This window comes from Rhizobium sp. Root483D2 (assembly GCF_001426685.1).
Classification (GTDB): Bacteria; Pseudomonadota; Alphaproteobacteria; order Rhizobiales; family Rhizobiaceae; genus Pararhizobium; species Pararhizobium qamdonense.
The window spans coordinates 18,090-37,109 of sequence record NZ_LMFB01000033.1 but is presented as its reverse complement, the minus strand read 5'-3'; the positions used below and the strand labels follow the sequence as shown (position 1 = coordinate 37,109).

The window sequence follows — 19,020 nt, the reverse complement described above, 5'->3', positions numbered from 1 at the left end:
CCTTTTACATACGATGCTCAGGACCGGCCAACGGTCGGACCCACGATTCAATTTCGCCCGCGAATTCGAGGAGCTGCGCCTCGCGTCCGCGCGCAGCGACGATCTGTAAGCCTACCGGCATGCCGTCGGCCGCAGATTGTCCGATCGGGATCGAGATCGCCGGCAAACCGGCGAGGTTGAAGGGCGCCGTGTAGGTCATTAAAGCCTCGCGGACAGTGCCGCTCCAGGAACCGATCACAACCAAATCTTCACCGATGAGCGGCGCCGTGCACGGGCAGGTAGGAAGTACAAGGAAGTCGAGCGTCTGCATCACAGAATCGAGGTCACGCGCAAACTCCCTGCGTCGCTGCTGCCACTTTGCATAGTCGCCAAGGCTTACGTTTTCCGCGAGCTTCAAGCGGGCCGCAGTCTCGCGCCCATACCTCGACTGGATGAACTCGACGTCGTTACGACCGAAGTGTCCCACTCCTCCTTCGACCAACACGATGCCAGCGAATGTCTTGAAAGCCTCGTCAAACACTGTTTCGATCGACAGTTCGGTTAGGTCGAAACTCTGCCTCAGTAGGCTGCATGCCAGCGTAAACAGGTCGGCGACATCGGCGGACATGGGAACGCCGCCCAGACCACTCGTGACCCCGATGCGATATCGGGATCGCATCGCCTTCCCTTGCCAAGCAATACCGAACGCCCTTGAGATTATTTGAACGTCCTCCACCGAGCGGGCAAGGATACCAACATGATCCAGCGAGAACGCGAGTGGGAACACGCCGTCGGTGGAAAGGAAGCCAAAAGTCGGCTTGAAGCCGACGACCCCACAGAGCGCAGCGGGAATCCTCACCGAACCGCCTGTGTCCGTCCCCAGGCCTCCCCGCACTGCCCCACACGCAATCGCGGCCGCCATCCCGCCACTCGATCCGCCAGGAATTTTAGTGTGGTCGTATGGATTCAGCGTGTCCCCCAAGGCCTCGCTCGACGTCGTCACGCCCCAAGCAAACTCGTGCGTCGTGGTCTTGCCGACGACCACGGCACCATTTTCCCTAAGCACTTGCACCACGACTGCGTCAGAGTCTGGCTGATGTCTCTCGTATGCAGGAGAGCCGTAGCGTGTAGGCATGTCTCCGGTGTCGATCATATCCTTCACAGCGACAGGGACGCCCTCTAGCGTTCGTGCGGTTTTCTCCCGATACCGTTGATCCGAGCGCGATGCAGCCTCGAGCGCGCCAGCTTCGTCGATTTCCGCGAACGCCCTGATGTTGGCCTGGTAGTGCTTTGCCAACGCCAGGCTTTCGGCGACGGCGTCCGTGGTGGTACGCCGCCCCGCTGAATAGTCGGACAGAAGAGTTGCGATCGAACTTGTCTCACGAGGTTTCGTCGACAGCTTCATCTACCAAATCCCGTCAAGCAGCGAGGCAAGCTTCTGCTCTGTGTCCCCGCCGAGATCGGCGACTTCCCTTGGGTAGTTTTCAATCAGCAAGTCGCGTACCTTGGAGAGGTTGCCTCGATCGAATTCAACTTCCCGAAGACGACTGGGAAGCCCGAGCCGTTTCACTGTCGTTTGCACGTCGCCCGAAAGCAGGTTTGCGGCCTCTCGTCCCGTGGCGGCGTCGTTGAATATGCGAAGCTTCTCACCATAGAACGCTGCACAGGCACTGATGACGGGGCCGAGAGTCATGCAGGACGTAAGGCTATGAGGTACCCCGAAGGTGCCACCTAGAATATGACCTATTCGGTGGCTCAACCCATAGACGACGGACGCCGGAAAGAAATAGCTTTGCCAAGCGGCAAGCTGTAGCTGCAGCAGGTCGTCGAGCGAGACAAGATTTGCTTCAAGGGCCGTCTCCGTAACAATCTCTGCAGGCCACATGTTCAAGACGTCGAGGAAGCGTCGGACGCCGCTCGCAGCCATAATGGCATGTGGATGGTCCGCACCCACCAGACGCATGCCCTCGACGGCGTGGTCAATTCCTTTGATCGCAGAAGAAAGCAACAGAACTCTCGGCGTCCCCCTGATCAGTTCAGGATCAATCACCACTAGCTTCGGTGCGATCTCCCTGACGGCGTAGCTTCGCTTGAACTTCACTGACGACAGAGTCTCTGTGACTCCGAAGTAATGGGAGAATTCCGATCCAGACAAGGTGGTCGGCAGTGCGACGATCGGAAGGAAGCTGCCGTGCTTCACCTGGTGGAAATGTGAAACCGCTTTTGCCGCATCAAGAACGGAGCCGCCTCCCAAGGCGATGATCGATCGAGCGCCGGACTCTTCGCACGCCTGCATGCCAAGTCGGACGGCAAAGTCCGGGACGTGCGGCGGCAAGTCGAGAAACTCGCCCACCGCATCTTTTACATACGGTTCGACAAAGGCACGTCTAAGGTCGTTTAAAGGTCCAACCGAAAAAACGATGGGCTTCTCGATGCCATAGCGCGCGAGGCTCGCCATGGCATCGGATAGAACTTGACGGCCCCAGATGACCTTTTCTTGGGGTAAAAAATCGAGCTTTTCCATAAGCGCTGATTGCTCTCCTGTTTGTCATCCAAAAACGCCCCGAATTTAGCGGGGTATCGGTACGGGAGCTGGACGGTAAGCGATGTGCTGCTCGATCGTCCGCCGATCCTTTTCGAGGGGTTCGGGGAGGCACAGTTTCGCGCCAAGTACGGCGGCGTCCTCGTCTATAGTAAACTTGTTTGGCGTGGAAAGGGCGCAGATGTGACCGTCTGGATCCCGGAAATGAAACTGCCGGGAGTAAATTGCGTCCTGGATGGCTGACACCTCGATGCCGAGTTTCCGGAACCTGGAATGCTCCTCGCCGAGCGCGACCTCATTTTCCACTTCAAGCGAGAAATGATGCGACAGACCTGTGCCGAGGCGACCGGGCGTGTACCCCGGTAGGCCGAAGAAAGTCAGCACCGACCCCGGAGAAAGATCTTCGTCGCAGGCGTAATAGAAGTGCGTGCCACCCTTCTCATCGAGGTAGTCGGTCTTCTTAATTAGGCGAAGACCCACTTTCTGAACGAAGAAGTTCTCGGTTCGCTCGGCGTCGCTGGAGATCGACGTGATGTGGTGGAAGCCACGAAGCGCGAAGTCCGCCGTAACCTCTGGAAGCGGCTGCGGCCAAGTTTCGGCGGCCACCTGAAGCTCGTCGCGCCCGCCGATAAGATTTTCCTTAGGCTGGGGCCGGAAGCCAGACCCTAGCACAGTCTCGTCATGACCGAAGCCCGGCTCGCTCGTTGCGATCTCGATGATCGCTCCATCAGGGTCACGAAGATAAATGGCGAAGAAGTAGTGGCGGTTGTAGGGACCCGTTACGTGGACGCCGTGATCGGATAGCCTGCGCTTCCACTTGAGCAGTCCGTCTCTGTTGGGGACATGAAGTGCGAGATGGTGGTTGGTGCCTGCGCCCCAGCGGCCCTTGGGGTCGCCCACGCGCGGATTGGCGACAGCGTCTCGCGTGCTGTCCGCTTCAATGAAACCCCTATCGGGCATCATGTAGAAGACAGGGTTCCACTCGATGTACGTTATGGATTCGCCGCGCGCCGGCTCGCCCTGGAACTGCCGGAAGCCGAAGGTGACGGTTGGCAGTCGGGCGTCGTGGTGGTGCACAGTCCTCTTGACGACCGGCAGGCCCAAAACCTTGCCATAAAACTCTTCGGTCCGCTTTATGTTGGCAGCGACGAATGTCTGGCTGCTGACACCTCTGATAACCATCTGATTCATGTTCCACCTTTAGGTTTTTTCGTTTTCTACCGGCTTCAAAAAGCTCGATCGGGAGCAGGCTAGCCCTTCGTCCCCCTGCTCAGAAGACTGGCGCGCAGAGACGAAGCGTCCAAAATCATGGACAAGTCGTTGGCAGGCATCCGGTCCTTTGACGATGACGTGAGCGTGGCAGGTTCGGATAATGCCGCCTAAGCGGCCACTGCCGGTCGCGGTCGCTTCCGTCGTCCAAATTCTTGGACGCACATTCCATCTTTCCCCAGCTTCTGAGGCGCGCCCTACTCGTCCATTTGTGAGCTTAAGCTGTGGCATAGGCCGACAGCCCTAACCCCCAGCTGGAGGCAAGCATGTCCAACCCCAAGGTGCTCATTGCGTTTTATTCGCGCAACAGCTCCACCGAAATTCTTGCAAATGCAATCGCTGAAGGAGCGATCAAGGAGGGCGCGGAAGTGCGCCTTCGCCGCGCTCGCGAATTCGTTGGCGAAGACGTCATGGCCCAGGTCCCTGGCTGGAAAGAAAACGCAGCAGCCATGAATGCCAAGTACGAGGCGCCCACGGAAGCGGACGCGGAATGGGCCGACGCCATCGTTTTCGGCACGCCGACACGCTTTGGATCCATCTCTTCCGAGCTCAAGGCATACATCGATGGTTTGGGCGGTATTTGGTTCCAGGGCAAGCTTAATGGAAAGGTCGGGTCCGTATTCGGCTCCACATCCTCCAAACACGGCGGGAATGAATCGACCTTGCTTTCCATCTACACGCCCATGGCCCACCTCGGCCTGATCATCGTACCGCTCGGCTATGCCGACCCGGCGATGTTCAAGGCCGGCACCCCATACGGTGCGACGCATGTATCATTGCTCGACAGCCTGAAGCCCGACGAAGACCACCTCGCCGTCGCCCGCTTCCAGGGTCGCCGCGTCGCCTCGGTCGCCCGCGGACTAGTGAATGCGAAAATTATCGGCGCCGTCGCCTGAAGAAATGCTTAGCGTGCCTGGTTCGCCGGGCGCGCCCCCCTTCGGGACCACGGGGTACCATATGCTCAAGATCGCGTGCTTTGAAAGCAGCCCCGCCCGCCGACTTCTTGTCGCGTTGCTCGTGGGTGCGTGGAGCGGAATAGGTAAACTTGGACAAGCGCACTGCATCTACAGCGAGCCGACGACTGCCGATCGTCTACGGTCTTCGAACGCTGAAGACAGTGCGCTTCCGCACAATTATCAAAGTAGGTAGATGGAACAGATCACCAACCTCAAGCGGCGCCAGACAACTCAGAGAGTCGATATTCTCTCGGCGCAGATCGCCGACGCCAGCAACGAAAGCGTGATCATTTACGATGCCGACAAGCGGATCGTCCATTGGAACCACGCGTCACAGCGTCTTTATGGGCGGCCAATAACCGAGGTGGTCGGCAAGCGGTCCCAAGAAGTGTTCGGCACGCTTGCCGTCGGCCCCGACTGGAATGAACTGCAAGCTGGCGGATCTTGGCAGGGCTTGGCCCAGCGCACCTGGTCAGACAATACGCCGATCCTGGCGGATGTCCGCTTGCGGGCGCTTCGAGACGAGCGCGGTCTTATAACGCACTTCATAGAGCACGGCGCCGCCGCTGATGCGAGGATCGTCGAAGGTCACGCACCCACCGCCTATAAGGACTGGATCGCAGTCTGGAGCATCGACACGACCGGGGCTGCGGCACTCCTAGAGCAGATCGAACAAATTCGCGATCACAGCCTCACTGCCGTGGATCCCAGCTTGATCGCGGAACATCTGCGGATCAGCGATATGAACGTGGCTGCGTCCAAGCTGTTTGCCGGTGGGACGTCTCCAAGCGCAATGATCGGGCGGAGCGCCTATCGATACTGGCCGCAAAAGCACCGCGACAAGCTGCTCGAACTGAGCATCGAAGTTCTCTCAGCGCCTCAGAGTGAAAAGCCGTTCATGACCGTTGAGGCCGGCACCGATATCCTGTCTGTTTGGCGAGGTACTTCAGACCATCCCAATCTCATTTCCTCTAGCGTCACAGGCTCATGGAGCGATCCGGAAACGTACTGGGATCTTGCAGCCAGCGAACAGCGGTATCGAAATCTCATCAACAACGTCCCATTGCCGGTATGGCAAGTCGACGCGCGCATTATGAGCGACGTGATCCACAGGCTCATGTCGAATGGTGTCTTGGATATAGATGTCCATCTCAAGGAACAACCAGACCTGGTTCGATTTGCAAGTGAGGCAGTCGTCGTGACTGAGGTGAACGACAGCGCCATGCGGCTGTTCAAAGGAAGTTCAAGGGAGGACTTCCTGCAGAGCGTCACTTATCTCTATTCAGCAACTCCGGAAGCCGCTGTACGGGTGGTGAAAGCGCATTTCAACGGAAGCCGAAACTATAGCGAAGAAATGAAGATACGGACGTTCGACGGGGAACTCCGTGAAGTTTTGTTCTACGTCACGTTCCCTCAAATCCCTGAGAAGCTCGACAAGACGCTGATCATGATGATCGACGTGACCGAACAACGGCGCATCGAACAGCAGTTGAGAAAGATAGAATCCGAATTTGCACATGCCGCTCGCGTGTCAGCACTCGGCGAACTTGTAACCTCGATCGCTCACGAGGTTCGGCAGCCGCTTTCGGTAATAGTCACGGACGCGGACACCGGGCTCAGATGGCTCGACCGCGACGAACCGAACGTCCCGAAAGTAAAGGCGATCATTTCACGCATAATGGAAAATGCTCATCGCGCGAATGAGGTAATCCGGCGCATCAAGGACATGGCTGTTAAGACCGATCCCGTTCGAACAGCCGTCGACGTCAACGACATCATTCGCGAGGCGGTTCTGTTGGTCCGATCGGAAAGCCAAGCTCACCACATCTCAGTCACGACGCAACTGGCTGGCGGCCTCCCACAGATAATGGGCGACCGTGTGCAACTTCAACAAGTTGTCGTGAATCTCCTCATTAACAGCATTCAGGCGATAGCAGTCTCCCAGCGCGCATCTCGGTCAATATCGGTAGAGACCACTCTCGGGTCCGATAAAGAATTGACTATTGCCGTGCGCGATACGGGAGGTGGTATCCCGGGAAATGATATGGAACGGATATTCGACGGCTTCTTTTCGAGCAAAGCAGACGGCATGGGAATGGGTCTGGCGATATGCCGATCGATCATAACCGATCATGGAGGTTACATCACGGCTCGAAACGATGGTGCCCTCGGGGCCATATTTGTGGTCACCCTCCCGTTGCCCCCCGAAATCCAAAACGATCCAGAACCTTTGGATCCTTATAGAAAGCAACCAGATAACAAACGTTAGTTTACTTGTTCAGATAGGAGGCGGTTGATAAAATGGGCGTTGAATGGACGCCATTGATTTCGGTTGGAGGAACCAACATGGCAGAGACTGCCAATACTCTCGAATCCAATGCTGTTGCCCGCCAGCTTATACACATCGTCGAGGACGACGAAGAGTTTCGTCTTTCCCTCCTCGATCTCTTCCAATCCTTGGACATGGACGCCCAAGCTTTCGAGAGTCCGTCGGCCTTTTTCGACGCTGCTTCCACGACCAATGCAGGATGCTTGCTTCTCGACGTTCGGTTACCTGGCATCAATGGCATCGAATTCCAGAGGGAACTCGAAACGCGAGGCTATAAAATCCCGATCGTTTTCATGACCGCCCATGGCGACGTCGCCATGAGTGTGAATGCAATGAAGGCCGGGGCGGTCGATTTCCTTGAGAAGCCCCTCCAGACGGCCGAACTGATCGATGCGATCAAAGCCGCGTTTTCCCTCGACATAGACCAGCAACAAGAACGAGCCCATCGCGTGGAAGTACGCAGGCGCGCTGATAGCCTCACTCGGCGCGAGACCGAGGTACTTGGCCTTGTCGCGAGCGGCCTCATGAACAAGCAGATCGCATTCCAACTAGGCATTAGCGAGATAATGGTGAAGCTGCATCGAGGTAGCATGATGCGCAAGATGGAGGCGACCTCGCTCGCAGACCTGGTCCGCCAGTTCGAACTACTGACTTAAATAGCGCTACCACGCGACCAAGAAAAAGATCAACGGCAGGCTTTTATCGGCCGGCATTCCGAGCTGAGGTTCAATGAGCGCAAAATCCCCAATCACGGTAGCGATAGTCGACGATGACCTGTTTCTACTGGAGTCATTGCACGATTTCTTCGATGCGATGGGCATCGCAAGCAAGACCTTCAAATCCGCCGACGCCTTTCTCGAATCTGGCGATTTACCGAATGTTCATTGCGTGCTTGCCGATCTGAAAATGCCGGGCACCAATGGAATTCAGCTTCTGGAGTTGCTCGTCAAGCAAGGGGGGCCGCCAGTCTGTATTATGACGTCGTTCGCCGATAGCCGAACGAGAGCCGCGGTCCGGAACTTCGGCGCATTCGGTTTTCTGGAGAAGCCAATAAGTTCGGCGGACCTGCTTGCCTTCGTGTCAACAGCCAGGCCGAATTGATCTGATCCTAGTCCCAAACGGACGTATAGCTCCCAATGCATCGTGCTGAGGCGTAAATCCGCTGTAGCATTGATTTACGGAGTGCCGGCGCTTTGAGAGCTTCGGACTTCGAGCCCGTGGGAACGCGTGCAAACACTGATAAGGCTGCTTGCCAACAATACCGTGCGCGAAGCCCGATGTAGCCAGCTTCCGAGCCACGTGTCCTAGGCAAATCCTGAAAGGTGCTTCAATCAAAGCCCAAGATTAACAGGTCCGTCGAGACGGGCGACATAGCGAGTCGAAATGATGAAGATACTTCATTTGATCTGTAGTCCCAGAGGACATGCGTCTCAGAGCGCCGCGTTTTCCAGACACCTCGTTGAGAAATTGACCAGCACGAGCAGTGGCTCCGAGGTCACCGTGCGCTGCTTGAGTGCGCTAACGATGCCGCATGTCGATCGTGAATACTCCCTTGCCTCCAGATCTCTGCCACCGGGTGGTGTTCAGGAAGGGTCCCTGCAGCTATCTGAGGAGTTGATCGGCGAGATAGTGGAAAGCGATGCAATCGTGCTCGCGACGCCGATGCACAATCTTTCGCTGCCCTCCGCGTTAAAAGCGTGGATAGACCATGTCGTGAGACCGGGTATGACTTTTCGCTACAGCGGCCGAAAAATGATCGGTCTGCTCTCCGATCGTCCGGTTTTCGTCGTTTTGTCGTCGTCAGAAAATCTCTGGAACGACAAAGAACAGGACTTTCTCCGGCCTTATCTCGGGGCAATGTTCGCAGCAATGGGGATTTTCAGCGTTGAGTTCTTTGGACTGAACCGGAAGGCGCTCTCGGGAATCGCGGGGATTATCAACTCTGCCGATGCGATGTCGATCCTGACAAGTTCACGGCCAGCAATAACGCATGAGGCGGTTCATGCACTCTGGTCGCAATTTTGTTGATGATTTGCTTTAGTGGTAGCTTCGATCGTCACCGAGTTGATTGACTTGCAGACAGTGAACGAGGCGAAAATGAGCGAGTCCCGCAAAGATTGTCAAGCGTCACTTATGAGATGGTTGTCGGCCGGCCTGCGTGAAGAAGCTGCTGCGGAACGCATATTTGTCCAGCTTTGCGAGCGCCTCGTCTTGGGTGGGATCGATCTCAGTCGCGCTTCACTACATTTTCGAGTACACCATCCCCAGTGGCTGGGAACCCGCGTTCTCTGGTGTCGCGGACTGGTCGACGCCCACGTCCAAACAGTTGCTTACGACGTCGAGGCCACCGACGCGTTCAAACGCAGCCCGTTTCGTCTTGTAATCGAGACGGGGAACGAGGTTCGCCAGAAAATCCAGACTATCGGTCCGCATACTTTCCCGATTTACGACGAGCTAAGACAACAAGGTCACACGGACTACGCTGCTTGGCCGCTTGACCACACCCAGGGAAGGCGCCATCTGATCACCTTCGCGACCAAAAGACTGGGAGGCTTCCAAGAGGATGAAATCGCTCTTATTCGCGAGGCCCTTCCTCTCTTCTCGTTGGTGACCGAGATCCGCCTGAAGAACCAACTCGCCCGGACTCTTCTCCAGACTTATGTAGGCCCGCATGCGAGCGAACAGATCCTCGATGGCGCCACCACTCGCGGAAGGGGCGTGACGTTAAGTGCCGCTATAATGATCTGCGATCTTCGAAATTTTACAGAACTTTCCGGCCGTCGGCACCGCGACGACGTGATCGACATCCTCAACGACTACTTCGATTTGATAGCGGATCCCATCGAGTCCTTTGGCGGCGAGATTCTGAAATTCATTGGCGACGGGTTGTTAGCAGTCTTTCCCCTCGACAGAGAGGACGCGTGTCGGAGACTTCTAAGCGCAGTCGTTGCAGCCTACGAGGCCACGGCAAAAAGACGCGTCTCCGAATATCCGATCAGGTTTGGGACCGGTATCCATGTCGGAGAGGTCATGTACGGAAACATAGGCTCGAAGCGGCGGCTGGATTTCACGGTCATCGGACCGGCAGTCAATTTAGCATCGAGGCTTGAGAGCCTGACAAAAGAGTTAGGGCGACCGGTATTGGTCTCGGGAGACTTCGTCGCCGCCGCAAGCTGTTCGGCGCAAACCGATTGCCTCGGCCTTCACAAAGTTAAAGGATTTGATGCCGCCGTCGAAGTCCACGCGCTGCAGATTTAAACTGCGTCGCAGCGCCTGCTCAAAGGCTGAGCACGCGAGACAGAGTTTTGCATCGACTTGCCACGTCTCTCCTGCGAACGTTCGCTATACCGAGCAGCAGACCCCTTGGCGAATCTTTGCGCTGGTACCACGAAGATAGTGGGAGGACGCCGAGGTCATGCGTTCGCGCAACGCCCGCGATCGCGACGTCGTCCGTTCCTGGAGGCAGAAACAACCTGACAGAGAGAGCGCCCTCAAAGTCGCACCTGATAGCTGGATGCAGCTCCCTTCGAAGCGCGTCAACCAGCATTATCTTTCGATCGGCATACAGCGCCTTCATCTGCCGGAGATGACGAAAAAAGTGACCGCCTGTCATAAAGTTCTGAACCGCCTGCTGAGCGACGACTGACCCGGCAGGTGCGAGGTGTCCCACGAAGACGGCGAATCTTTCGGTAAGCGCCCGAGGAACGACGAGGAATCCCAGCCGCAGTCCCGGATTGAGCGTCTTACTGAAGCTCCCAATATGGAAAACGCGTCCGGAGGTGTCGTCTGCGGCGAGAGCCGGGGAAGCATGACCAGACAACTGCAGCTCGCCTGCATAGTCGTCTTCGATTATCCAGGCGTCTGAGTCATCTGCCCATTTCAGAAGTTCTTGTCGCCTGCCCTGTGAGAGCGTCATCCCCAAGGGCGCCTGCTGCCCCGGCGTGACCACGGTCAATTCGACGCCTGGATGAAGGCCCGTAATCGGAAGCCGGATCCCCTCGCCATCGACCGCCGCGGGAATGGTTTCTAACCCCGCTTGTTCGAGCGCATGCCGTGTGCGAGGGAAGCCAGGCTCTTCTACAAAGGCTTTCTTGCCATTCAGGTTCATGACATTCAGGACTACGCCCAAAGCCCCGGCAAAACCTGATGTAATAAAAATCTGGTTCGTGAGGCAACGGACGCCGCGAGCGGTAGCGAGATATCCCGCGACCTCGCGTCTCAACGAGGAAAGGCCCCGCGGATCCGGATAGATCTGCGGACGCGTCGCCTCTGCAGATATTGCGCGCCGCCAGGCGGCGTGCCACGCCTTGCCCGGAAATTGATCTTGCGCCGGGACCCCGAGTTGGAAGTACTGGGGACCTGTCTCGAAGTCGTAGAACAAGCCCTCCGGCCCGCTTTCCTTCGCAGCTTGCGGCGGTGCGCCAATCGGCAATATCGCCGCGACCCGCGTGCCGCCGCTACCCTTGGTCTCGACGAGATTTTCGTCTTTCAAGAGATCGTAGGCGCGTTTGACCGTTCCCCGTGACACGCCCAGCTGGGCGGAAAGGTCTTGCCACGATGAAAGTCGTGCCCTCTCCTGTAACGTGCCATTCAAGATAGCGGACCGCAGACCCTGAAATATCTGTTGGGTGAGCGAGACATGTCCCTCGCGGCTTACCGGCGGAAGATAGGACTCTGCCACTTGGTACAATGCCTTTCTGCGTTTTTGGGCCTATGAGGCCGCGACCGCTTACACCATGGTCCGACCAACTTAGGAAGGATTCGCAATGTTTGCACGAGCGCTTTTGATACTTGCCGCCACAACGTTGTCAACGCAAACCGTTTACGCGGACGACGCCCATCGTGGCTCCGCAAAAATCTCCATCGTATTTGACCAACCGCTCCCGAACGTCCCCGGCAAGAGCATGAGAGGCGTTCTAGTGGAGTATGGTCCCGGCGGGTCCTCATCGGCACACGTCCACCCAAAATCGGCTTTCATCTACGCCACGGTGTTGGATGGTGCTATCAAAAGCAAGGTCAACGATGGCCCCGAAAAGACATATCAGGCAGGCGAAAATTTCTCCGAAATTCCCGGCGACCGTCACGGTGTAAGCGCAAACGCAAGCAGCACCAAGCCCGCGCGCTTGTTGGCGGTTTTTGTGGTCGATACCGACGAGAAAAACCTGGTCACTGATATCAAGCCCTAGATCGAAGCTAAGGACCGACCTTGGCCGCGCGACGCCGTGCGTCATTCTGCCCACACCTCCACGGCGGGCGGGGTCGATGGAGCATTTCATGACGCACGTCGTAGTGCTCGATAGCGATGAAACCTCGGGGGTTATCCTGGGCGAGTTTCTGAAGCAACACGCCATTCTGGTGACCCAGATCGCCGAGAGCCGACAGATCCGACGGGTTCTGGTACAAGAAATCGTCGATGCATTCCTGATCGAGGTTAGTACCGAAGACGGCGTCGAGATTGTCCGGAGTGTTGCCAATCTCACGGATGCTCCGATTCTGATCACCAGCAGAAAGCAAACGACAGAAGATGACAGGGTCGACGGTCTCGAGGCAGGGGCAAGCGATTACGTTTGTCAGCCGTATGGCAACCGCGAGCTGCTCGCACGGCTCAAGGCGGCGATAAGAGACAGGACCAAAGCTAAGCCGGAGCTAGACCGCCGGTCCTATAAGTTCAACGGCAACGAGCTCCTCGTGCACAAACGGGTTCTCCGGTGGCACGACCGTGAGGACGTCAAACTTACGACGGCAGAATTCAATCTGCTTTCTGCATTCCTTCGAGCGCCTCGGGAGGTGCTTTCACGAGAACGACTCCTCGCCGCCAGTCGCGTGCATTCCGGGGAGATTTTCGATCGCAGCCTCGATTCTCTTGTGCTTCGGCTGCGCAGGAGAATCGAGCGCGACCCCGGCAAGCCAGAGTTGATACGCACGGCCCGTGGAGTCGGGTATTGGTTCGATAGTGACGTCGACTATGAGGAACGACCGCGACTGAAGAGATAGAGTGAAGTATTTCGAACTGAACCTCTTTGTCAGCTCTATGTGAAACATCGCGCTCGGGTTGCCGATATCGAAGGTATCAAGGTCTGGGGAGGATGCTCCTCGACGAAACATATTGGCGTTCGCCTTGGTCGACGCCACGGTCGGACACTTGTGCCCCGTCATGTGGTAACCGCAACCACAAGCCGCTCCACGAGTTCCATCGCAAGATCGCGGACACAGTCAATTACCAGACGCGCGCAAACCTCCGTATAGCTTTTGCGGCGTCGTTGATCGCACTACAATCACCTTCGTTGCCTGCGGTCATGCCTTTGCAATGCAAACCAAGCCGCTCGCTATCTGCGTGGGATTTCGAGTTATTCCAATCATCTACTTGATTTTCCCACCCCTTACTTGGCGAGTGCCTTTTGCCGACAAAACCGGATTTTGAAGATGGCCGTCACGTCGTATACCGATTATCTGCGGGATCTAAAAAAGATTATCGATCGGATACGCGACCGACCGTTCGAATACGATACTGCGGTGATTCAGCTAGCGTTGTGTAAAAATGGTTTCGGCTACAAGAGCTTTGATCTGCTTTGCAAAGGTAGACTGCACTCGGAGTATCACATGGGTCCGTTGAACGTGGAGAATTGGAGTCCCGACTTTGCAGAGCTAGGGCGTACCGAGATCGAGAAATTCTTCCAGTTCCCAGTGATATATGCCTATTCTGATCAAGCCTTACGAGGCAAAAAAAATCCGCTTTCGACTGCCCATTGGGACGCAACTGTTGGCATAGTCGAGATCCAGGTCCATCAACGAGGCCATAGTCCGAAGCGACAGCGCATGTTGTTCGCGGGCTTCAACGATTACATCCATGCCGAGTTCTTCCTCGCTGTGAATCATGATCTGATCGTTCAGGATCATCAGCCAGGCACGGATTTGTTCGAATGGCAGGAAGATACGACCTCCGACATCGATGCGTTGAATCTCACGATATCAACCAAGGACCACTCAGAGCGTTTGCATGCGCTGGCCAGCCCGCGAAAACGGCCCGGTTCCTCGGTACATCCAATCGATATTTTTTGATTAAACGGATGTATAGCTTCAGAATTATTCCTGTTTTCTTAATGTAGATTGCTGCGATTTTGGCCGTCCCAGGCCATATGTACGCAGTTCAATATATAATTTTCAATCAGGAGACTTAATATGAAGAGCTCTTCAATGATCGCTACTCGGCGAGACATCATGGCTGGAACTTTTACTCTAGCGGCGGTCGCGGCCGGTGCGGCCGCACATCCGGCTGCTGCTGCGGGAAAGAAGAAGAAGACCCCTGGGGAGGCCACTGCGGGTCACGGCTATGTCACCGCAAGCGACGGAACCCAGATCTTTTACAAGGACTGGGGTCCGAGGGATGCTCAGCCGATTGTCTTCCATCACGGATGGCCGTTGAGCAGTGACGACTGGGACAATCAGATGCTTTTCTTCCTCGGAAAAGGGTACCGCGTCGTCGCCCACGATCGTCGTGGCCATGGCCGCTCGTCACAGGTCAACGACGGGCACGACATGGACCACTACGCTGCAGATGTCGCTGCGGTAGTTGAACATCTCGATCTTCATAACGCCATCCACGTCGGACACTCGACAGGTGGCGGTGAAGCGACCCGCTACACGGCCCGCCATGGTAAAAAGCGCGTTGCGAAGCTTGTTCTGATCGGCGCCGTCCCGCCGATCATGGTGAAGACCCCCGACAATCCAGGCGGCCTCCCCGTCGAGGTGTTCGATGGCTTCCGGACTGCTCTCGCCGCCAACCGATCGCAGTTCTATTTCGACGTCGCTAGCGGCCCGTTCTATGGGTTCAACCGCGATGGTGTCAAAGCGTCAGACGCAATGATCAAGAATTGGTGGAGACAAGGTATGACAGGAGCCGCAAACGCCCATTACCTCGGAATCAAGGCCTTCTCGGAAACCGACTTCACCGAAGATCTCAAGGTCATCAGAGTGCCTACGCTGGTAATACATGGAGACGACGACCAAGTCGTTCCAGTCTCTGATTCGGCGCCGCTGACGGCCAAACTTCTCAAGAACGCCACCCTCAAAATCCACAAGGGTCTGCCACACGGTATGGCAACGACCCATGCCGATGTAATCAACGCGGACATCCTGGCATTCATCCAGGCGTAAAGAAGCAGGAGGGCGCCGGTTCGCCGCGCGCCCTCTCCTCTTTTGACACGCAGATGAACTAATAAACCTGGCGGTCGAAGCAAACGCACTTGCCGATGGAGCAAAACGAAAAAACGAAAGGCCGCGGCTGACCGCGGCCTTCGATTTTTGTCGGCCCAGGAGAGCCTAGAGCCGATTAATCCATCATCGCGCCGGCGGCGGCGTAGCGGTTTTGACCCATTCGGAAAATGCTGTCGTACCAACGCGGACACCGGCGCTCGGCATTAAAGTCCTGTCGTCGAGAACCGCTCCGAAGTAAGGCGTGTTCCCATCGACCACGATCTCCCGGCTATCTCCGATCTGGCGAAGATATTTGGTGACGGCGTCCGCGATCCGGATCGACTCCGGACCTGCTATCTCGACGATGCCGTTCGTCGGCGCGCCGACCACGAGGTCAGCGAGTGCGTCGGCGACATCGTCGGAGACGATAGGCTGCATCAGCGCTGGAGAAAGGTGAACCTTATCGCCCTGAGTGCCGGACTGAGCGATGCCGAACATAAACTCAAAAAACTGAGTCGAGTGAACGAGCGTGTAGGGGACGTTAGATTCCTTGATGAGCGCCTCCTGAGCCAGCTTGGCCCGAAAGTAGCCGCTGGCCTGAAGACGCTCGGTGCCGACGACGGATAGGGCTACGTGATGCTTGATCCCCGCTGCCACTTCCGCAGTCAGGAGATTGCGCCCCGACGTCTGGAAGAACTCCATGACGGCCTTATCTTCGAATGACGGCGAATTTGCAACGTCGACTACGACCTGAGCGCCCAACAGCGCCTCCGCCAGGCCCTCACCGGTGATTGTGTTCACGCCCGACGCAGGCGACGCAGCAATAACGTCGTGGCCTTTTGCTTGGAGCCGCCTAACCAATTTCGAACCAATGAGACCGGTTCCACCAATAACGACGATTTTCATGTTTTGCTCCTTAGGTTTTCTAATGTCGGCGCGGCCGACGCGATTGAATTCCGACCCGCTTGATACAAACCTGTCATCGCGGCAAACGGGACAGGTTGAACAAAGAGTTCGTCAACCCTTTAGGGTATCAGCTACGATGGCTCCGATGGCAGGTTCGTACATTGAAAAGCTAAGGCGTACGGACCCACCAGGCAGGCACGGAACCGGCACAGCCATAGGACCTCAACCGTCGATCGGCGGCGTCCTTCAATTTTAAGCGAATGTCGCATGGGGAACAGATAAACGAAGGTTTGGGGCTGCGATGAAAATCGCACGTTTTTAGGCAGACCAGTTGCGCTGAAGCTGCTCGGCCTTGCGGACCAGATCTGCGAGTGACCGGCTCTCCATTTTCCGCATCACGCTCATGCGGTGAAGCTTTACAGTCATCTCGCTAATTCCGAGCTCGTACGCCACTTGTTTGTTCATAAGACCGCTCACGACCTGCCACATCACTTCCTTCTCGCGTGGCGTCAAACTACTGGCGAGCGTCTTTATGCGATTCAACGCCGCATCGGTTTTGCGACGTTCGCTATCCAGCAGTATCGCATGGTCCACCGCCTCCAGCAGATCCTGATTGATAAACGGCTTGGTGATGAAATCGGTCGCTCCCGCCTTCATGGCTCGAACGCTTGTCGGTATATCCGCGTATGCCGTCAGGAAAATTACCGGAAGCCTGCTTCCCAACGAAATCAGTTGGTTCTGAAGATCCAGTCCGGTGCCGCCTGGCATCCGGAGATCGACCACAACGCAGCCGGCAGCGCTCGTATCGGCCAACTGAAGAAACTCAACGCCGTTTGAGAAAGCACTCGCTCTCTTTTTGGTGACCATAAAGAGGTCGAGCAGCGCGCCCCGCATCTCTTCGTCGTCATCAACCACGTACACGATGGGCTCGACCGGGGCTTCCAATTTTGCCTGGACGTTATGCATGGTTCTCCCTCTACGTGCACCGATGCAGCGAAAAAACCGCTAGCACTGGCGGCACCTTTGATCGTGCGCGTCCGAGGATGGGACCACGCAGGATTGTTATGACCTATTTGCCGTCACCTTATACCATGGTTTACCCCGTAGAGAGCATAAACCTTCGTTTAGGGTCTCCTCAAAGCTGTCACAATGATCGACAGTCGATGGGGTTCAGCCACGCTAGCTAGGCGAAGGCGTCGAGTATGCGCCGGATGTGCCGGACCCTGGACTGCCAATTCGTTGGTCGAAGAACGAAACCGAATGGATCCCCGCGTTCATCATCCTCATGATCACCGGTTATACGGCTCATAAGGACGAGTTATTCGTAGATGACGCTGGTGACGTCCCAAACCTTCCTATACGGCAACCTGCATTTGTGGCTCTCGATGCCGAGTTTGAACCGCTTCTCCAAAGGAGCCGTATCTCGTCGGAAGTGCTATCTGGGTCAACCCAAGCCTTCGTTTAATCGACCCCCCAGTGGAAACGCCTAGTATCGCACGCTTTACGTTCCATGGAGCATAATGATGAAAATCGTGGTAGTTGGCGCAAGCGGAATGATGGGGGCGAAAATTGTCCGTACCCTAGAACGGGGCGGCGAGGACGTCGTCGAAGCTTCGAGCAAGCTCGGTGTGAACGCTCTTAGTGGCGAAGGTCTTGAGGCTGCGTTCGAAGGCGCTGACGTCGTTATCGATGTCACAAATTCGGGCTCGTTTGGCGAAGGCGACGCGCTCGCCTTTTTCAAGCAGGCCGGAAAGCAAATGCTGTCCTCCGCCAAAGCCGCCGGCGTGCGCCACTACTTGGCACTGTCTGTTGTCGGCGCCGACAACCTTGTCGAAAATGACTACTTCCGGGCGAAGCTCGTACAGGAGAATCTTGTCCGGGCGTCCGGTCTGGCGCATACTATCGTGCGTTCGACACAGTTTTTCGAGTTCTTCAGCGGAATTGTGAATACCTCCGTCTTAGATGGCAACCTAAGACTGCCCGACCTGCGGCTCCAGCCGATCGCCGCCGACGAAGCAGCAACCTTTATGGCGAACATCGCCACCGCAGAGCCACGCAACTCGATTGTAGAGTTAGGAGGACCGGAGCCCACCGAACTCGTTGAGCTCGCTAGGGAACTGCTCACGGTGACAGAAGACAACCGGCCGGTCGCGATCGATCCAGCCTCACTATACTTCGGCGTATCGCTTGCTCGACAGGGCCTGCTGCCGAATCCAGGAGTGGTATCGGGAAAGCTAACGTTTCATGACTGGCTGACGCGCACGGTCTATGGGTAAGTAAGGGCGCGAACCCGGACACCGCGAGAGGGTCCGGGGCCGCTATCACGTTTCAAATGCGCATCGCGGCAGTCCTGCGGGATGCTGCAATGGCTTGTGACTGCGAGCAGGCCCAAATCGTCGACGCAAGTCCGAAAAGTGCCGGAAGGCTGACCGCCGGAAAATCTCGCACCAGAACCGAAGCTGAGCAGATTCCGACCGCAACCTCCCAAAGATGAAATGCTGCGTGCGCTATAAGCCAGAGCGTCGCCGCGGCCCAGAGTTCGAGCCGCCGCTCCAGCCTAAATATGCCAATGGTGAATGCCGCAGCAATGAAGCCCTGAATGATGCCGATATCCCGGATAAAATGCTGATTGAAGAACCCGGTATCGGTGACGCCCGGTACGAAGTAGTACCAGCCTTCAGGGTCATAGAGCATATGGATGGAAAGCCATCCAGCGAGCAGAACGTTGAACCATACCGTGGCGTAGATGCCATATTTGATCGCTTGCATTTTCGTCTCCTTCGATTAATCCGAAGAGAAAACTACCACCGCTATGGGGAGAGAACTTCCCAAACCATCGTTTAAGC

The 19,020-nt window shown here is 56.4% G+C and carries 18 protein-coding genes; 11 read left to right on the top strand and 7 right to left on the bottom strand.

The features are described 5' to 3' along the window. Positions 1 to 4: 4 nt before the first annotated feature. From ASD32_RS21620 to ASD32_RS21610, 3 genes are read right to left on the bottom strand one after another with little or no spacing between them, the layout of a single operon-like run. Positions 5 to 1,384: an amidase gene (locus ASD32_RS21620; protein WP_060640111.1), complete on the bottom strand. Its 1,380-nt coding sequence runs from the start codon at positions 1,382 to 1,384 to the stop codon at positions 5 to 7. Beyond that, the gene (locus ASD32_RS21615) at positions 1,385 to 2,503 is read right to left on the bottom strand and encodes an iron-containing alcohol dehydrogenase (RefSeq protein ID WP_060640110.1); all 1,119 of its coding nucleotides are present in this window, start codon (positions 2,501 to 2,503) and stop codon (positions 1,385 to 1,387) included. It abuts the gene before it with no gap. Positions 2,504 to 2,548: 45 nt separating this feature from the next. Then, entirely contained in the window at positions 2,549 to 3,712 is a 1,164-nt protein-coding gene (locus ASD32_RS21610; RefSeq protein ID WP_082546872.1) for a VOC family protein, read from the bottom strand. Positions 3,713 to 4,056: 344 nt separating this feature from the next. Between ASD32_RS21610 and wrbA the strand changes: the two genes are divergently transcribed. The 6 genes from wrbA to ASD32_RS21580 all read left to right on the top strand — a co-directional run bounded on the left by wrbA (position 4,057) and on the right by ASD32_RS21580 (position 10,333). Next, complete coding sequence (gene wrbA, locus ASD32_RS21605; RefSeq protein WP_060510799.1) at positions 4,057 to 4,686, top strand: NAD(P)H:quinone oxidoreductase; 630 nt, start codon at positions 4,057 to 4,059, stop codon at positions 4,684 to 4,686. Between the two features lie 253 nt (positions 4,687 to 4,939). Next, positions 4,940 to 7,015: an ATP-binding protein gene (locus tag ASD32_RS21600; protein WP_060640109.1), complete on the top strand. Its 2,076-nt coding sequence runs from the start codon at positions 4,940 to 4,942 to the stop codon at positions 7,013 to 7,015. Between the two features lie 77 nt (positions 7,016 to 7,092). Further along, the gene (locus ASD32_RS21595) at positions 7,093 to 7,731 is read left to right on the top strand and encodes a response regulator (RefSeq protein ID WP_060510795.1); all 639 of its coding nucleotides are present in this window, start codon (positions 7,093 to 7,095) and stop codon (positions 7,729 to 7,731) included. A gap of 73 nt (positions 7,732 to 7,804) precedes the next feature. Next, the gene (locus ASD32_RS21590; protein WP_060510793.1) at positions 7,805 to 8,176 is read left to right on the top strand and encodes a response regulator; all 372 of its coding nucleotides are present in this window, start codon (positions 7,805 to 7,807) and stop codon (positions 8,174 to 8,176) included. A gap of 282 nt (positions 8,177 to 8,458) precedes the next feature. Continuing rightward, complete coding sequence (locus ASD32_RS21585) at positions 8,459 to 9,103, top strand: NAD(P)H-dependent oxidoreductase (protein ID WP_060510790.1); 645 nt, start codon at positions 8,459 to 8,461, stop codon at positions 9,101 to 9,103. 69 nt (positions 9,104 to 9,172) lie between these two features. Beyond that, the gene (locus ASD32_RS21580) at positions 9,173 to 10,333 is read left to right on the top strand and encodes an adenylate/guanylate cyclase domain-containing protein (RefSeq protein ID WP_060510864.1); all 1,161 of its coding nucleotides are present in this window, start codon (positions 9,173 to 9,175) and stop codon (positions 10,331 to 10,333) included. Positions 10,334 to 10,352: 19 nt separating this feature from the next. Here the strand turns inward: ASD32_RS21580 and ASD32_RS21575 are convergent, their stop codons facing one another. Further along, on the bottom strand, positions 10,353 to 11,756 hold the full coding sequence (locus ASD32_RS21575; protein WP_200953629.1) for a PLP-dependent aminotransferase family protein: 1,404 nt from the start codon (positions 11,754 to 11,756) through the stop codon (positions 10,353 to 10,355). Positions 11,757 to 11,841: 85 nt separating this feature from the next. Here ASD32_RS21575 and ASD32_RS21570 point away from each other — a divergent pair, with 85 nt between their 5' ends. From ASD32_RS21570 to ASD32_RS21555, 4 genes are all read left to right on the top strand, one after another. Next, positions 11,842 to 12,261: a cupin domain-containing protein gene (locus tag ASD32_RS21570; RefSeq protein ID WP_060510787.1), complete on the top strand. Its 420-nt coding sequence runs from the start codon at positions 11,842 to 11,844 to the stop codon at positions 12,259 to 12,261. Positions 12,262 to 12,349: 88 nt separating this feature from the next. Next, the gene (locus tag ASD32_RS21565) at positions 12,350 to 13,069 is read left to right on the top strand and encodes a winged helix-turn-helix domain-containing protein (RefSeq protein ID WP_060510785.1); all 720 of its coding nucleotides are present in this window, start codon (positions 12,350 to 12,352) and stop codon (positions 13,067 to 13,069) included. Between the two features lie 429 nt (positions 13,070 to 13,498). Further along, complete coding sequence (locus tag ASD32_RS21560; protein WP_060640107.1) at positions 13,499 to 14,134, top strand: hypothetical protein; 636 nt, start codon at positions 13,499 to 13,501, stop codon at positions 14,132 to 14,134. A 120-nt stretch (positions 14,135 to 14,254) separates the two neighbouring features. Further along, positions 14,255 to 15,229: an alpha/beta hydrolase gene (locus ASD32_RS21555; protein ID WP_082546871.1), complete on the top strand. Its 975-nt coding sequence runs from the start codon at positions 14,255 to 14,257 to the stop codon at positions 15,227 to 15,229. 183 nt (positions 15,230 to 15,412) lie between these two features. Here ASD32_RS21555 and ASD32_RS21550 read toward each other — a convergent pair whose 3' ends face one another. Next, positions 15,413 to 16,174, bottom strand: coding sequence for an SDR family oxidoreductase (locus ASD32_RS21550; RefSeq protein WP_060510782.1), 762 nt, complete (start codon positions 16,172 to 16,174; stop codon positions 15,413 to 15,415). A gap of 318 nt (positions 16,175 to 16,492) precedes the next feature. Beyond that, positions 16,493 to 17,140: a response regulator gene (locus tag ASD32_RS21545; RefSeq protein ID WP_060510780.1), complete on the bottom strand. Its 648-nt coding sequence runs from the start codon at positions 17,138 to 17,140 to the stop codon at positions 16,493 to 16,495. Positions 17,141 to 17,694: 554 nt separating this feature from the next. Here ASD32_RS21545 and ASD32_RS21535 point away from each other — a divergent pair. Then, positions 17,695 to 18,450 carry an NAD(P)H-binding protein gene (locus ASD32_RS21535; protein WP_244489808.1) on the top strand — a complete coding sequence of 252 codons (756 nt, stop codon included), beginning with the start codon at positions 17,695 to 17,697 and terminating at the stop codon, positions 18,448 to 18,450. A 52-nt stretch (positions 18,451 to 18,502) separates the two neighbouring features. Here the strand turns inward: ASD32_RS21535 and ASD32_RS21530 are convergent, their stop codons facing one another. Beyond that, the gene (locus tag ASD32_RS21530) at positions 18,503 to 18,943 is read right to left on the bottom strand and encodes a hypothetical protein (protein ID WP_060510776.1); all 441 of its coding nucleotides are present in this window, start codon (positions 18,941 to 18,943) and stop codon (positions 18,503 to 18,505) included. Positions 18,944 to 19,020: the final 77 nt, after the last annotated feature.

Excerpts from the sequence above, each read along its gene's own strand:
- ASD32_RS21610 (WP_082546872.1), bottom strand. The coding sequence starts at position 3,712 with ATGAATCAGATGGTTATCAGAGGTGTCAGCAGCCAGACATTCGTCGCT.
- ASD32_RS21600 (WP_060640109.1), top strand. The coding sequence starts at position 4,940 with ATGGAACAGATCACCAACCTCAAGCGGCGCCAGACAACTCAGAGAGTC.
- ASD32_RS21545 (WP_060510780.1), bottom strand. The coding sequence starts at position 17,140 with ATGCATAACGTCCAGGCAAAATTGGAAGCCCCGGTCGAGCCCATCGTG.
- ASD32_RS21595 (WP_060510795.1), top strand. The coding sequence starts at position 7,093 with ATGGCAGAGACTGCCAATACTCTCGAATCCAATGCTGTTGCCCGCCAG.
- ASD32_RS21530 (WP_060510776.1), bottom strand. The coding sequence starts at position 18,943 with ATGCAAGCGATCAAATATGGCATCTACGCCACGGTATGGTTCAACGTT.
- ASD32_RS21550 (WP_060510782.1), bottom strand. The coding sequence starts at position 16,174 with ATGAAAATCGTCGTTATTGGTGGAACCGGTCTCATTGGTTCGAAATTG.
- ASD32_RS21585 (WP_060510790.1), top strand. The coding sequence starts at position 8,459 with ATGATGAAGATACTTCATTTGATCTGTAGTCCCAGAGGACATGCGTCT.
- ASD32_RS21590 (WP_060510793.1), top strand. The coding sequence starts at position 7,805 with ATGAGCGCAAAATCCCCAATCACGGTAGCGATAGTCGACGATGACCTG.
- ASD32_RS21570 (WP_060510787.1), top strand. The coding sequence starts at position 11,842 with ATGTTTGCACGAGCGCTTTTGATACTTGCCGCCACAACGTTGTCAACG.
- ASD32_RS21615 (WP_060640110.1), bottom strand. The coding sequence starts at position 2,503 with ATGGAAAAGCTCGATTTTTTACCCCAAGAAAAGGTCATCTGGGGCCGT.
- ASD32_RS21555 (WP_082546871.1), top strand. The coding sequence starts at position 14,255 with ATGAAGAGCTCTTCAATGATCGCTACTCGGCGAGACATCATGGCTGGA.
- ASD32_RS21580 (WP_060510864.1), top strand. The coding sequence starts at position 9,173 with ATGAGCGAGTCCCGCAAAGATTGTCAAGCGTCACTTATGAGATGGTTG.
- ASD32_RS21560 (WP_060640107.1), top strand. The coding sequence starts at position 13,499 with ATGGCCGTCACGTCGTATACCGATTATCTGCGGGATCTAAAAAAGATT.
- ASD32_RS21620 (WP_060640111.1), bottom strand. The coding sequence starts at position 1,384 with ATGAAGCTGTCGACGAAACCTCGTGAGACAAGTTCGATCGCAACTCTT.
- ASD32_RS21535 (WP_244489808.1), top strand. The coding sequence starts at position 17,695 with ATGATGAAAATCGTGGTAGTTGGCGCAAGCGGAATGATGGGGGCGAAA.
- wrbA (WP_060510799.1), top strand. The coding sequence starts at position 4,057 with ATGTCCAACCCCAAGGTGCTCATTGCGTTTTATTCGCGCAACAGCTCC.
- ASD32_RS21565 (WP_060510785.1), top strand. The coding sequence starts at position 12,350 with ATGACGCACGTCGTAGTGCTCGATAGCGATGAAACCTCGGGGGTTATC.